The following is a 14,200-nucleotide window of genomic DNA, read 5'->3' as shown; positions in this document are numbered from 1 at the left end:
TATATGGTTAATCTTTCTTGTCTTAAAGTTACAGCCGTCCGAATTGCTTCAGGAAGGTCAGATCGCTGTTGTAGAAGTGACGGATATCATCGACACCATACTTCAGCATCGCGATACGTTCTACGCCCATTCCGAATGCAAAACCACTGTATTTCTCCGGATCATAACCGCCCATTTCCAGTACTTTCGGGTGAACCATACCGCCGCCCAAAATTTCAAGCCAGCCTGTTTGCTTACATACGCGACAGCCGCTGCCGCCACATTGTACACAAGTTACATCCACTTCCGCACTTGGCTCTGTGAACGGGAAGAAGCTTGGACGCAGACGAATTTCCGTGTGGGAACCGAACATTTCGCGTACGAATTGCAACAGGGTTCCTTTCAGATCGCTCATACGAATGTTTTCGCTGATGACCAATCCTTCAACCTGGTTGAATTGGAAAGAGTGTGTCGCATCGTCATCATCACGGCGGTATACTTTACCTGGGCAGATGACTTTGACAGGCACTTCGCCCTTCATGCTCTGCATGGTACGTACTTGAACCGGAGATGTATGGGTACGCATCAACAAGTCTTCAGTAACATAGAAGGAATCCTGCATATCACGCGCCGGGTGATTCTTCGGCAGATTCAATGCTTCAAAGTTGTAATAATCCATTTCGACTTCAGGACCTTCCGCAACGCGGTATCCCATACCGATGAAAATATCTTCGATCTCCTGTACCACTTTGGTCAGTGGATGCAGTCCGCCTTGACGTCCACGACGTCCTGGCAGGGTCACATCAATTTTCTCGGATTGCAGACGCTTCGCCGTCTCTTCCTTCTGGAACTGATCCTGCTTGCTGTCGATGACTTCCTCAATGGCAGCCCGAACATCATTGGCTACTTGACCAATAACTGGACGTTCCTCCGCACTAAGCGCACCCATACCACGCAAAATCTCAGTTAATGCACCCTTTTTCCCCAAATACTTTACACGCAGATCACCGAGCGTCTGCGGATCATTCACACCAGACAACTGCTCCAGCGCTTCGATCTTCAATGCCTCTAAACGTTCTTTCATGTGTAATTGCCCCCTTTTTGTGGTGTTTTTGCAACAAAAAAAGGCCTTCTCTCCCCTGAAGGGACGAAAAGACCGTGGTACCACCCTTGTTAGACATCCATTGCTGCGTGGCCCTTCTGGCCTGCAACTGGTTCTGTCTCACTTTGTACGGAATAACGACCGTTAACCGTTTGCCCCTACTGTTGCCTCTGTGTCTGCACACAAACAGGTTCAGGGAACCGCTTCGGAGTGAATTTCGGCAGCCTTGTTCTACAGAAACGCTCTCAATCTACGGCGCTTCCTCCCTGTCCAGAGGCACTGCTTACTTATCTCCATCAACACGTTTGCTTTTAAGTTAAACCTCTAGAGGTTGTCAAAAAGTCCGCTTTTGATTACGAATGATGCCTAGTGGCATCATCAGCGTCGAATATGGCATTCAGCCGAAATGTCCGTTGCTCACGTAGTTTTCCCTACGCTCCGCTACTCCATTTCTATCTTCATCCCATCTTCTTGGTACTGAAAACCGATCTTTTTGAACACTTACCTATATCGATGTAATCATCGATGATCGTTCATAATTATATGCAAAATAGATCGAAATAGCAAGTCGTCCATGTTCTAATTTATGCTTGCACCCTTATCTTTCAATTGTTTAAGCTGCTGCTGGATTTCGCGAATCTCAGCTGCCTCGACTGCTCGCTCATTCGAATGCTCGGGCTGCGTCAGACTGTCTTTTCCAGCAGCGCTTACAGGAGACAGCAATTCGGATAGGCGCATCTCCAATCGTAACCGCTCGTCATCGGATTCCCGGGTCTCCAGCGCCACCTCCCGAAGTTTGTTGGACTGCACCCAATCCGACACTCCTCCTTCAAACAGAGTTGCTGTGCCACCAGCCTCCAGATCGCATAACCGATTCGCGAGTGACTTCGTCAGCATCCGGTCATGGGATACAAGCACCAAAGCACCTGAAGCCTGTTTTAATACATTTTCCATGACTTCCTGGGTATCGATGTCCAGATAGTTCGTTGGTTCGTCCAGCACCAGCAGATTCGCTCCGCCAAAATACAGTCTCAGAAATGCCACTCTGCACTTTTCCCCCATGCTCAAATCCCCAATACGCTTGAACACATCATCCCTGGAAAATAGGAAACATCCCAGAATGGTACGTGCCGCACTTTGTGTCATGGATGGAAGGGTAAGCAAGCTGTCCAGCAGCGTCTGATTCTCGGGAAGCCCTTCCAGCTCCTGTGAAAAGTAACCGATTTTGAGCTGTGGATGCCGTGTGACCTTGCCTTGCGAAGGTTCCAGTTCACCAATCATCAACTTCAGCAGTGTTGTCTTGCCCGTTCCATTAGGACCTCGTACAGCAAGCCGATCTCCACGTTCCACAGCAATCCGAAGATCGCGCAGCAATGGTTTGTCTCCCGTATATGAAAAACTCACCTCTTCCAGCGCAAGCAGCTGGCGTGCAGCCAGTGGATTCATCTGTAATTCCATGTTCAACTTTGCAGCTTCACGAGGTTTATCCACCCGTTCCCGCTCCAAACGTTCCAGCTGTTTTTGTTTCGCATGGTAACGTGAAATATTTTTGTTGGCTTTGGCCTTGTAGAAGCTCTGGGTGATCTTCGCCTCTACATCGGTCGCCGAATTATGCGCTTTATGGAACCATTCCTGATAATTTCGAATCGTTTCTTCCAGCGCCTTACGTTCCAATTCCTGCCTACGGTAGATCGTTTCCTGTTCGCGTAATTCACGCTCTTTGTGGATCTTGTAGTCGGAGTATCCGCCCTTGTATTTGGTCAGGGCATCTGGACTGAACTCAATGACTCCTGTTGCTACCTGATCAATAAACGTACGATCATGTGATACAAATAACAGCGTACCTTCATATGAGGATAACCACTCTTCCAGCCAGCGCATGCTTCCCTCATCCAGATGATTTGTCGGTTCATCCAGGATCAGGAATTTGGGTTTGCTGACAAGCAGCCCCGCCAAACGAGCCTTTGTTTTTTGTCCACCGCTCAAGGAATGATAGGGTCTATTCCAATGCTCCGCGGATAATCCAAGGCGAGTCAGTACTTTCTCTACCTCAGTCTCCCACATATAACCGTTCAACTGTTCATATTGCTCCATCACTTGTGTATAAGCTGCAAGCAACTCTTCATCCGCTTCAGTGCTCATGCTCAAACGTTGTTCCAGTTCTTCCAAATTCCGTTTCACTTCATAGATCTGACCGCTCTCACGCCGGACCGCATCCAGTACATTCATCCCGGTCTCAATCTCCGAGCGCTGGCGCATGAACCCCCATTCCTGCTGAGGAATATGACGTTCAATCCGTCCACCACCATGCTCCTCACCCAAAATGATACGTAACAACGTTGTCTTGCCGCATCCGTTGCGACCCAAAATGGCGAGTCGTTCGCCCTCATTAATCTCCAAATTCAATCCTGTAAACAATTCAATACCGTTCCATTCTTTTGATACTTCATGTAAGCGTACCAATGTCATCATGAGGCCTCATCCTTCCTGCATCCTTTTTGCTGAACAAAAAAAACCGCTGGCATCAGCCGGCGGTTTGGCAATTCAGGGTTGGATCAAGCATTCAAAGACAGATCTAAGGTAAGCTACGGCATGAACAAAGAAACCCAAAATACAGGGTACACGTAAACCTCAATGGCTTACTTGCTCCATACCTTTTCCCATAGCTGAATTTGGACACACGAATCCCCTCATTGCTCAGCCGCTCTGGCTGACTGCGTCATAAAACCGTCTGCAGTTAACTGGGGTTCAATTCATGTGTTTTACTTCATGGGACGTATGGTTACCTCTCATTCATGTGTAGTATCAATTTCTCCGTTATTGTACCAGATCATTGTAAAAAAGCAAAGGGTATATAAATTAAACTAAAGAATACTTACTTACTGGCCACTCCGAAAATAGAACAATCTTCTGATCGCTGTTACCACGGGATTTCTTTTAAGGTAATAGAAAAAAGCCCCTGCATCGCAAGGGCTCCGGTACTGCTTCATTAAGCGGGTGATGGGAATCGAACCCACGCTATTAGCTTGGAAGGCTAAAGTTCTACCATTGAACTACACCCGCATGATTGAAGATTTATTGTTAAGTTCCTTAGGAATTTAACAGTGATTTTACAAATAATAATATACCATGATCCTCTATAGCATGCAAGTTATTTTTTCCATTTTTTTCATTACGAATCCATCAAAAAAAGCAGGAGCACCCTCGCGCCCCCGCTGTTCCCTATCCTGTAGGCTTATCCACATCTCTCAAAAACTGCTTTTCAAATTCAGCGGCTTTAATCGGTTTGCTGAAGAAATAACCCTGAGCCTCGTGACAGTGTTGATTGCGAAGAAAGACCATCTGATCTTCGTTCTCCACGCCCTCAGCTGTGACTTTCAGTTGTAAATGATGCGCCATTGAAGTGATGGTAGATACGATCGCGGCGTTATTGCTGTCCTCCATGACTTCATTCACGAATGAACGGTCAATCTTGAGCCGATCAATCGGCAGATCCTTCAGATAGTGCAACGAGCTGTATCCCGTTCCAAAATCATCAATACTGATATGCACACCAATTTCTTTGATTTTGCGCAACTGTTCGAATGACCGGTCTTTGTCAAATGTCATGCTCTCTGTAATCTCCAGTTCAAGCCATACAGGCTCTAGTCCCGTCTCTTTGAGAATGCCATTGATATTGTCCAATAAATGGGAATGTCTGAATTGTCTCATCGACAGATTCACCGAAACACACAGTTTACGATAACCGGCTTCCTGCCACTGTTTGTTCTGTGCACACGCTTCACGAAGCACCCATTCGCCAAGTGGGACAATGAGCCCACTCTCTTCTGCCAGAGGAATAAAGTCCGCCGGAGATACCGAGCCTCGCTGCGGATGCTGCCAACGCACCAATGCTTCCATGCCAACGATTAGCCCACTTTGCAGATTAACCTGCGGCTGGTAGACCAGGTAGAACTGACCTCGATCCAACGCCTTGCGCAGATCATTCTCAAGCTGCAAACGCTCCTGTGCCTTCATCTGCATCGCATGGGCAAAACGATTCAGTTCCATTCCTTGTTCCTTTGCACTGTGCAAAGCCGTATCGGCATTCTGAATAATCTCCAGTGGCGACTCTCCATCATGTGGGAAAATGGCCATCCCGATTCCAAGTGTCAGATGATATTCATTGCCATCAACCAAGACGGGTTTCTCAAAAAGTTGCAAAATGGATCTTGTCCGACGCAACGCTGTATCGGTTGAACTGAAATCTGTCATCGTTAATGCAAACTCATCTCTTCCCAATCCGAAGACTTCTTCTCCTGGAAGTGACAATTGTTTCAGTCGTTGACCTACCTGACGCAAAACACGGTTAGCTGCTTGCTGTCCGAGCGAATCATTAATGGTCTTGAACCGATTAATATTCAGGACCAGCACACCAACAAGCTGTTCCTCTACCACGGCATCATCCATCATCTTTTTCAACCGCTGTGAAAGGCGACGACGGTTTGGAAGTCCCGTTACATCATCATGATGAGCAATATAGTTCATCTTGGCTTCCGCGACCTGTTGTTGCAGGAACGGCGTGTCCACTACGGACGTATATAGCCCTTTTTGAATGAAAAAATATGCCATACAATTACTCAGCAATCCTAATAACAGATTGAGATCGTTCACCCCAGTTGCTGAAACAAAATAACATTCACCAAAAAAGAAACACAGAATGCCACATAGAATCGTTGGTAAATCACCATCTTTGGTTTTTTTCCATTGTACAAACAAAAGAACTGCAATAATGCCATAAAGCAATCCGACCATAAAATGAACTCGAGTGAAGATATTACCAAGCACTTCCCCGTCAAGCATACTTGGTAACATGCTCCATTCCTGAGTGGCCAGTATGTACAAAATAACAAAGGTACCCAATGTCCCACTGAACAGTAAGAATTTGCGTGGTAATGCAATTTCTTTCTCATTTAAGGTATACACGAGCAGTAAACCTACGGAACATACCAAAGATCCCATGGTTGACATCATTAAGGAGAACTCCGATTCCATCATGGCTCCATTTGGAATCTCTTCTGCAAATGAAACGATATGAACCAGTTCAAACAGACCAATCAATAAAAAGAGTGTTGTCAATAATGTCCTCCGAAGAGTTAGCTTCTGTGTCCGAAACAACCAGCTTTGATTATAGATGCCGATACAAGCTGCTGCCGCAGCAAATCCACCCAAGAGTGTCAAAACCGGGTAACCCGATATGGTCAGATCAGAGCTTGAAGAAGAACGAAACCATTGACTTGCGAGGAAACACAATAAGCCGCATACAGCGACCCAACTTATTTTTCTCTGATCTTGCAGATTAACCTTCATGCCGTGTTTTCCTTCCCGGGATCACCTATCCTGAATTACATTAACCAAACTTAACAGCTTACTACACGATTCGACAAAAAACATATTAACCAACGTTCAATTCACATGCATACACATGCTATCTGGTACATAATAACATTTAATTTTGTATACGTGAACTAAAAAATAGTTACTCCTAGGAATATTTATTCATAAATATAGAGAAAAACAAGGCATTAAGAACTAAAAAAACATGGATCTCCAGTTAGAGTCCATGTTTTCCTATTTTGCAACTGTATTTCAGACTATATTACTTATCAAAATTCACTTCTGGTGTTGTTAATTTATCATAGAAATCAACAACCTTATCCTTGTCTTCCGATGAGCGAATCGCCATCGCTGAACGTGGATGCTCGTCCAACGCACCTGTAATCATATAAGGCAGAATGTAACCCCATTCTTCTTTTTCTCTCAGTGGAACCATCAACTGTTCCAATACACCAAGTACTGGACGCAGATTGTATTTCGTTCCTTTCAGATGAGCTACGAGCAATTCGGTTGGACAGTTACCTGCCGCACGGCCCATACCATACACAGAAGCATCAAGCAGCTCAACGCCAAGTTCCGCCGCAACCAATGTGTTAGAAAACGCAAGTTGCATATTATTATGTGTGTGAACACCAAGACGTTTGTTAGGCAAGTGAGTCTTAAACTTCTCTACCAGATATTTCACATCATTATGGTCCAAGCTACCGTAGGAGTCTACAATGTAAACAACATCCACAGCGCTTTCTTTGATCAATTCAAATGCTTCCAGCAATTCATTCTCCATAACATTGGAGAGTGCCATAATATTAAGTGTAGTTTCATATCCACGATCATGGAATGTTTGAACCAGTGCAAGTGCCTTGTCCACATCTTTGCTGTAGCAGGCAACCCGGATCAGATCCAGCATGCTCTCACTGCGAGGCAAGATATCATTTTCGTCCACACGTCCAACGTCAACCAGTGCAGACAGTTTGGTATTGCCTTTTTGAGGAATAACTTTACGCAGGAAATCATCGTTCAGGAAACGCCATGGTCCTGCTTCCTCGGCACCTTTAAGCAACTTCGGAGAGTTCTTATATCCAATTTCCATATAATCAACGCCAGCTTCATTCAATCCAGCATATAGCTGTTGAACAAAGTCCACGCTAAAGTCCCAATTATTCACCAATCCGCCATCACGGATCGTACAATCTACAATTTTGCAATGATTTGTCTTCATTAATGTCTGCTCCTTTTCTGACCAACTTGTGTATTCCTCTCATGATACTTGAACGTGACAAGAAAAGTAAAGGGATTCCGGACTTATTTACTTCGATAAGATCTCCAGATTCGGTCAATCTCAACCATATCGGAACGATCGGGAGCTTTCCCACCATAACGAACGGTATTATACGTATCTGGCAGTCTCGCAGACAGCTCATCTTCTTCTAACTTCACACCATTCTGAATAATGGTCTGTGCAGCCTCCAGCGGAGTGTGCGTCCCCTGTATTTCCACGCCTCGATGAGCGGCTCTTTCAATCCAAGTCCGATAGTAATAGCGAACACGTTCAGCATCCTGCGCAGGTGGCGCTTCTTTTTTCCGAAACCAATTCTTTCGGACTTTTGCTGGCGCATCAAGCGTCTCACTGACATCGATATACTCCGTCCGTGGTTCTGCCTTCTTTTCACCTGGTTGTAACATCCCCTTGAATCGGTCCATAAGTCTGTTTATCGTTTTTTGTCCCAACCTCAGAAGCAGCCACAGAATTGCTCCTGCTACAGCACACATTACTACCCAACCGAGGATGTTCCAGAAGACTGAGGGCTCGGATGGCGGCTCTCTCCAGTCATTCGGTAAATTTAACGGCTGATTGGGGTTGTCCATTGGTAATAGCGGCTCCTCGCCGGAAGTCGGACCAAACCATCCCCTGATCCATGCAAGCAAGCGGTCACGTAGCGGCCCCAGCCAGGCAGCGAGACTTGGGAAAGCACCGATTGCAACGATAACAATAAACATCCACATGAACCGCTGATGATTCGCACGTGCAAAATCTCTTAATACCAATCTTCTCTTGCCGTCATTGAGTATTGCCTGATCCAGTTGCAGCATATATCGTCCAACCAGCCAAAAGGCAAAGCTGATCACTCCCCCAATATAGATCCATAGAGTATAGGTTCGTATCGGCTGCATGAATTCCAACGAGTTCGAAGCAATCATAAGCACGATTGCACTGATTACACCCATAATCTGCAAGCGCCATAACAACACAGAATGAAAGACTGGCTGGAAGGTCAGACCTGCATAAGCCGAGATGACCCCACACAGTACCAATGTGATGATATCCGGCAACGGGAGAATGAGGCTCATCCCAACAACGAGTGCGAAGAGAAATCCTATGACGAGTGCCGTTAATCCACGAATGAGTGTACTTTTCTCGCTAAAACCTGGAATTTTATGCTGAATGAACTGTCCTAACCAACCTACAAGAACTACCAGGATGAATAATGTGTACGGCAAATGTTCCATTGCGTAGAATGAAGCGATCGTAAATATCGGAAAAAGGTATATGCCCGCCATCAAGACGGCAAGCATCGCTATGAGTCCTTTGGTCGTCGCTTCCTGTCTGCTCCTCATGCACTCACCGCCTTCGTATTACCCTTCACGTCCTCTACCGGGAGAATCGTTACACGATGTCCTTGTTCGTGCAGACGTGCAATCTCGTGCTCCATAGCGGCAGATACATAGGATGTAATCAGCAGATAGCTGCGGATTTGCTGTGCTTCTTCATTCAGACGTACTTCATCATTCAGGAATTGCTCCATGGGCACCATGCATTTCAACTCTGTCTCAGCCATAGCTTCCAGTAACCGTTCCAGATGGGGCGTGCCATAATCCGGCTCAATCCGAAGTGTATCGCGGCCTCCACCCACATGATAACCATTATGGGCGAAACCTGCTGGCAACCCTCTACCGATGGCATCCACTGCAGCCGTGGCAGCGTAACGGAGTGCCCGCTCAATCTTTTCCGGTCGAGTAACAACACTCCACATATCTGCTGATTCCTGAATGTTGACTACAATCCAGGACTGCGGATCAGCTGTCCATCCCTGTTTGTAGACCTGTAATTCACCTGTACGTGCACTCGCTTTCCAGTGAATACGATTCATGGGGTCGCCTGCGCCATAAGGCCGAACACCCAGGATCAAGAAAGGATCTTCAACGATCCATCGTGATACTTCCACTTCTCCCTGCCATACCTGATAAATTGCAGGAAGATCCTCTGCATTCACTAATGAAGGATACACGATCATAGACATTTGCAAAGGAATCGGTTTGGTGGAACGCCACACACCAAAGAGATCCCCACCTGTCATCGTTGCTGTATTTAATGGATAAATTCCACGCTGAGTACATGTAAAAGGATGCTTGCGCGTAATACGAGTAAACGGTTTTAACGTAAAAATACTCTTATGGTTCTGATAGATCTCGCCTTGACTAATATCCATACCTGAACCGGAACGAAATACAAACGACACTGGCATCATCGATTCAAGTCTGAGCCACGGTACGGAGACTCGCTTCTCATTCGATATCGTCTCCACCATCTCAAGTTCATCTCCAGCGTAACAACGCAGCTTGCTGAATTGTCTGCTGTACTTGAGTTTTCGCAGTGCAGGTCGTCCAAACCACACACCATGTATAACAACGACAATGCCTCCAACAAGGACAAGCCATAATAATGCCATAAGATTAACGCCCGCTTGTAGCGAGATTCTCCGTAGGCACTTCTGTCTGATTCAGAAGTTCCTGGATGATACGCTCCGCCAAGCCCTCTTGTTGTCTGATCCGGTTACGAAATACCAGTCGGTGGGCCAGCACAGGTTCCGCCAGTACTTTAATATCATCAGGCAAAACAAAGTCTCTGCCATGCAGTGCAGCCCATGCCTGACTTGCCTTGAGTAATGCCTGAGCCCCTCGTAGACTTACGCCAAGCGAGAGCTCGGGATGTTGCCTTGTTGCTTCGGTTAACTGAATGATATATCGTAGCAAATCTTCGTTGATTTGCACTGTTTTATACGTATCCTGCGCCTTCAAAAGTTCTTCACGACTGATCACTGCCGAGAGATCATCAACTGAACGACTGGCTACTGTACGTCTCAAAATTTCTACACTCTCTTCACTGCTTGGATAACCCATGCGAATTTTCATCATAAAACGATCCATCTGCGCTTCAGGTAGTGGAAAAGTTCCCTGGTTATCTACAGGATTCTGGGTGGCGATAACGATGAATGGCCGTTCCAGCTGTCTCGTTGAACCGTCGATACTGATCTGGCGCTCTTCCATACACTCCAGCAAGCTTGATTGTGTACGCGGTGTAGCCCGGTTAATCTCATCGGCTAGGACAAGATTGGCAAACAAGGGGCCGGGTCGGAATTCAAAATCCCCTTCTTTTTGATTAAAAAAATGAATCCCTGTTAAGTCCGAGGGCAGCAAGTCCGGTGTAAACTGTATCCGTTGGAACGTGCAGTCCAATGAAGAGGCTACCGATTTGGCAAGCATCGTTTTCCCAGTACCCGGTACATCCTCCAGCAGCACATGTCCTGACGCTATGATCGCTGTCATCACCAGCTCTATCGTATGCTCTTTCCCCACAATCACTTTTCCCACGTGATCCATCAGTTGTTGATTCATTCGTTCCATTCCTTGGATTTCCATCTGCATCTCATCCTTCCGTTATGGAGCTTATGTATTCGCATTCATTACTAACTATAACCCTTATTGGCAACATAAAACAAAGGAGTTGGCAAATGGCCAACTCCTCGACTCCCCGCTTTTCTCAATATACCAAGGGTAACATAATTATAAACCGCGTGCCTTCGCCCTTTTTACTATCCACAGAGATGGTGCCTCCATGGTTCTTGATGATTCGGTAACTCACCGAAAGTCCAAGCCCCGTTCCGCTCTCCTTGGTCGTGAAGAATGGATCAAACAGACGTACAAGCGTGTTATGGTCCATCCCATGACCGTTATCCGCGATGGAGATCTGCACAAACTTGTTTTCCGTGGCGGTAGATATTCGAATTAGACCCGTATGTTCTTCGCCAACTTCCTCAATGGCATCCATTGCGTTTTTCACCATATTCAAAATAACCTGCTTAATCTGTTTGACATCAATGGATACATTCAGCGGGGCATCCCCTTCATCCAGTACGATCTCGCATCCCTTCATCAACCCTTCACTTTCGGTCAGCAAGACCACCTCTTTGAGCAAAGAGTCGACGGATATCACGGTCTTCTGTGGAGCTGACGGTTTGGAAGAATTCAAAAATTCGTAGATGATGTCATTCGCCCGATCAATCTCCGTCAGTATGATTCGAGCGTACTCGTCTTTGCCGAGCTGCAGCAAATGGGGCCTAAGCAGTTGGATGAACCCACGGATTGCAGTCAACGGATTACGAATTTCATGAGCAATAGATGCTGAAATTCGCCCCAGCATCGCAAGTTTGTCATTTTGATAAGCGGTCTGTTCAATTTGTTTATAATCAGATACATCTTTGACGCTGAACAAGAAGTCGCCATCCATCTGATCACCGTACGTCACAGTAACCAGCCAATGCCTTCCGTATTCATCAATCAATTCATGATAGCGCTTACGGTGAAAAATAGTTTCCCGATAGATACGTAAAATTTTCTTTTTCTTGAATCGGCTCATCTGCGGATGATGCAGCATTTGCATCAGGGTGCAGCCGCTCAACAGACTTCTTGGAAGTTCCAACAACTTTGCCATCTGAACGTTAATAAACGTCAATACACCGTGACTGTCAAACAACATAATACCGCTATCCAGATGTTCCAGTACATTCTCGTACTTGTTGTTATCCAGATGCACAGGCGGGAAACCATCCGTTGGTTGAGGCACTGTATCCTGAAATTCACTAATCATGTCAGGTTCCTCCTTTTCACGTAAATGATAAACTTGCCATTCGGACATCATATCATCACAGAAACAGGAAGGGCCGATTTTATTTTTCATTACCGGTGCCCTTTCGTTGGGGGGCTGAGCCGAAAATATGGATGGCATGGCCGGAACTCAAGCTGGTCTATTCCCGGTAACCAACAGTCGATCCGGAAAATCATATACGTTTGTCCCATTCTGACCTTCTCCTATTCCCAAACACGAACATTTTTTGCTCCGCCTCTTTTGCAAGTCTGTTTTTATCATAGACAAGTTTATAGAAGAGAGTCAATCGGAGAAAGTGTCGAATGGAAATTATTTTAAAAAAAACCTCGAATTAGTTCCAGAATACAGCAAAAAAACGAAGCCGTTTCACCCAGTAGGCAAATCAGCTTCGTTTTTAATATCTTTAATTGGTGATATATCCGAGATCATCTATAGTCCGGTCTTATTATGCTGAATTTTCAGTCTGCGCTGACTCATCACAGCTAATCGACGTTTAAGTTCGCTTTCCCACTTCTCGTCTTTGGTTTCCTTGGCGAGCCTGAGCAAATCCAGAGCCATATCAATCTGGCGCTGCACAATGACCATGGCGTCCTCGCTCTCACGGTTTACACAGTTTTCAAAAATCGCATCCTCATCTTCTGTCACATAATCTTGAAAGTCGATCTCGGATGCACCATCTCCATGCGCATATTCAGCCAGAATTTCATATTCGTTTTCCACTTTATAATGCACCTCAACCCGGTGACACACCGGGCAAAACAGCAGGGGAACATTATGAACCTGGGTGCGGTAATGCTTCAGCGTGCCCTTCGTTCCAACCATACTTGCCCCACAACAGTAACTCATTTTTGTTCACCCTCCTTATTACGTGCCGGGACTTTTTTGTTAAAATGCCATCCCGTACACTTCCAGCACTTCCGAAAAGGAATAGTTCCATCAGTGTATCACATTCATGTACAGATTATAAATGCAGAGCACCGGAATATTTACCGGGTTTCCATACCCTATTCGCCTTGAAGGCCATCAATTCCTCTTTCAACAGATAAAAAGAAGACTTTCTTCTAATATATTATTAACACGCTTAGCTGCTTGTTCAAACACTTTTGATTAACTTCGTGATAACTTCCGCCAAAAGGGTGCAAAAAGCCCTCAATCCCTAACGGGATGAGGGCTTGAACAAAAACCGTTCAAGTTAATCTGGCTTACAGGTTAGTGTCGCCTGGTTTCCAGTTCATTGCACACAATCCGCCGGATTGCAGTGCTTGCAGTACGCGAAGTGTTTCTTCAACACTACGGCCTACATCGTTGTGGTTAACTACTTGATATTTCAATTCGCCTTCTGGATCGATGATGAACAGACCGCGCAATGCTACGCCTTCTTCTTCGATCAGAACGCCGTAATCTTTAGCCACTTGCTTCGTGATATCGGAAGCCAGTGGGAAGTTCAATTGACCCAGACCATTGCTGTCTACAGGTGTATTGATCCATGCTTTGTGGCTGTGTACGGAGTCTACGCTCACGCCAAGGATTTCAGTATCCAAAGCTTTGAATTGCTCGGAAGCAACGCTCAAAGCTGTAATTTCAGTTGGGCACACAAATGTGAAGTCCAAAGGATAAAAGAAGAATACAAGCCATTTGCCACGATAATCGGACAGTTTAACGGAACCAAAGTCTTGTCCGTCTCCCGATACTGTTTCCATTGCGAAATCCGGTGCTGGTCTACCTACCAAACGTTCTGCCATAACTAAAAATTCCTCCTTTGGGATTATGTAAGCATCCTTGTGGATTGCTCATCATCA

The 14,200-nt window shown here is 45.8% G+C and carries 10 protein-coding genes and 1 tRNA gene; all 11 read right to left on the bottom strand.

Going from position 1 to position 14,200, the window contains the following annotated elements; genetic code table 11:
* Positions 1–28: 28 nt before the first annotated feature.
* The 11 genes from pheS to MKY44_RS06930 all read right to left on the bottom strand — a co-directional run bounded on the left by pheS (position 29) and on the right by MKY44_RS06930 (position 14,143).
* On the bottom strand, positions 29–1,063 hold the full coding sequence (gene pheS, locus MKY44_RS06980) for a phenylalanine--tRNA ligase subunit alpha (protein ID WP_017689641.1): 1,035 nt from the start codon (positions 1,061–1,063) through the stop codon (positions 29–31).
* Positions 1,064–1,660: 597 nt separating this feature from the next.
* Complete coding sequence (gene abc-f, locus MKY44_RS06975; protein WP_341006564.1) at positions 1,661–3,553, bottom strand: ribosomal protection-like ABC-F family protein; 1,893 nt, start codon at positions 3,551–3,553, stop codon at positions 1,661–1,663.
* Between the two features lie 520 nt (positions 3,554–4,073).
* A tRNA-Gly gene (locus MKY44_RS06970) sits at positions 4,074–4,144 on the bottom strand.
* Positions 4,145–4,303: 159 nt separating this feature from the next.
* Complete coding sequence (locus MKY44_RS06965; protein ID WP_341006563.1) at positions 4,304–6,430, bottom strand: bifunctional diguanylate cyclase/phosphodiesterase; 2,127 nt, start codon at positions 6,428–6,430, stop codon at positions 4,304–4,306.
* Between the two features lie 289 nt (positions 6,431–6,719).
* Positions 6,720–7,676: an aldolase catalytic domain-containing protein gene (locus MKY44_RS06960; protein WP_047842252.1), complete on the bottom strand. Its 957-nt coding sequence runs from the start codon at positions 7,674–7,676 to the stop codon at positions 6,720–6,722.
* 83 nt (positions 7,677–7,759) lie between these two features.
* The gene (locus MKY44_RS06955) at positions 7,760–9,073 is read right to left on the bottom strand and encodes a DUF4129 domain-containing protein (protein ID WP_341006562.1); all 1,314 of its coding nucleotides are present in this window, start codon (positions 9,071–9,073) and stop codon (positions 7,760–7,762) included.
* Positions 9,070–10,185 (bottom strand): DUF58 domain-containing protein, encoded by a 1,116-nt coding sequence (locus tag MKY44_RS06950; protein WP_047842250.1) that lies wholly within the window; start codon positions 10,183–10,185, stop codon positions 9,070–9,072. The genes MKY44_RS06955 and MKY44_RS06950 overlap by 4 nt, the downstream gene beginning before the upstream one ends.
* A gap of 4 nt (positions 10,186–10,189) precedes the next feature.
* The gene (locus MKY44_RS06945) at positions 10,190–11,155 is read right to left on the bottom strand and encodes an AAA family ATPase (protein ID WP_341006561.1); all 966 of its coding nucleotides are present in this window, start codon (positions 11,153–11,155) and stop codon (positions 10,190–10,192) included.
* A gap of 121 nt (positions 11,156–11,276) precedes the next feature.
* Positions 11,277–12,383 carry a PAS domain-containing sensor histidine kinase gene (locus tag MKY44_RS06940; protein WP_036610143.1) on the bottom strand — a complete coding sequence of 369 codons (1,107 nt, stop codon included), beginning with the start codon at positions 12,381–12,383 and terminating at the stop codon, positions 11,277–11,279.
* A 447-nt stretch (positions 12,384–12,830) separates the two neighbouring features.
* Positions 12,831–13,247 carry a hypothetical protein gene (locus MKY44_RS06935; RefSeq protein ID WP_017689649.1) on the bottom strand — a complete coding sequence of 139 codons (417 nt, stop codon included), beginning with the start codon at positions 13,245–13,247 and terminating at the stop codon, positions 12,831–12,833.
* A 356-nt stretch (positions 13,248–13,603) separates the two neighbouring features.
* Complete coding sequence (locus MKY44_RS06930; protein ID WP_036610146.1) at positions 13,604–14,143, bottom strand: peroxiredoxin; 540 nt, start codon at positions 14,141–14,143, stop codon at positions 13,604–13,606.
* Positions 14,144–14,200: the final 57 nt, after the last annotated feature.

Origin of the sequence: Paenibacillus sp. FSL R7-0026 (assembly GCF_038004485.1) — a bacterium.
Taxonomy (GTDB): Bacteria; Bacillota; Bacilli; order Paenibacillales; family Paenibacillaceae; genus Paenibacillus; species Paenibacillus xylanexedens_A.
The sequence above is the reverse complement of the archived record's forward strand: the minus strand, read 5'-3'. Positions and strand labels throughout refer to the sequence as shown.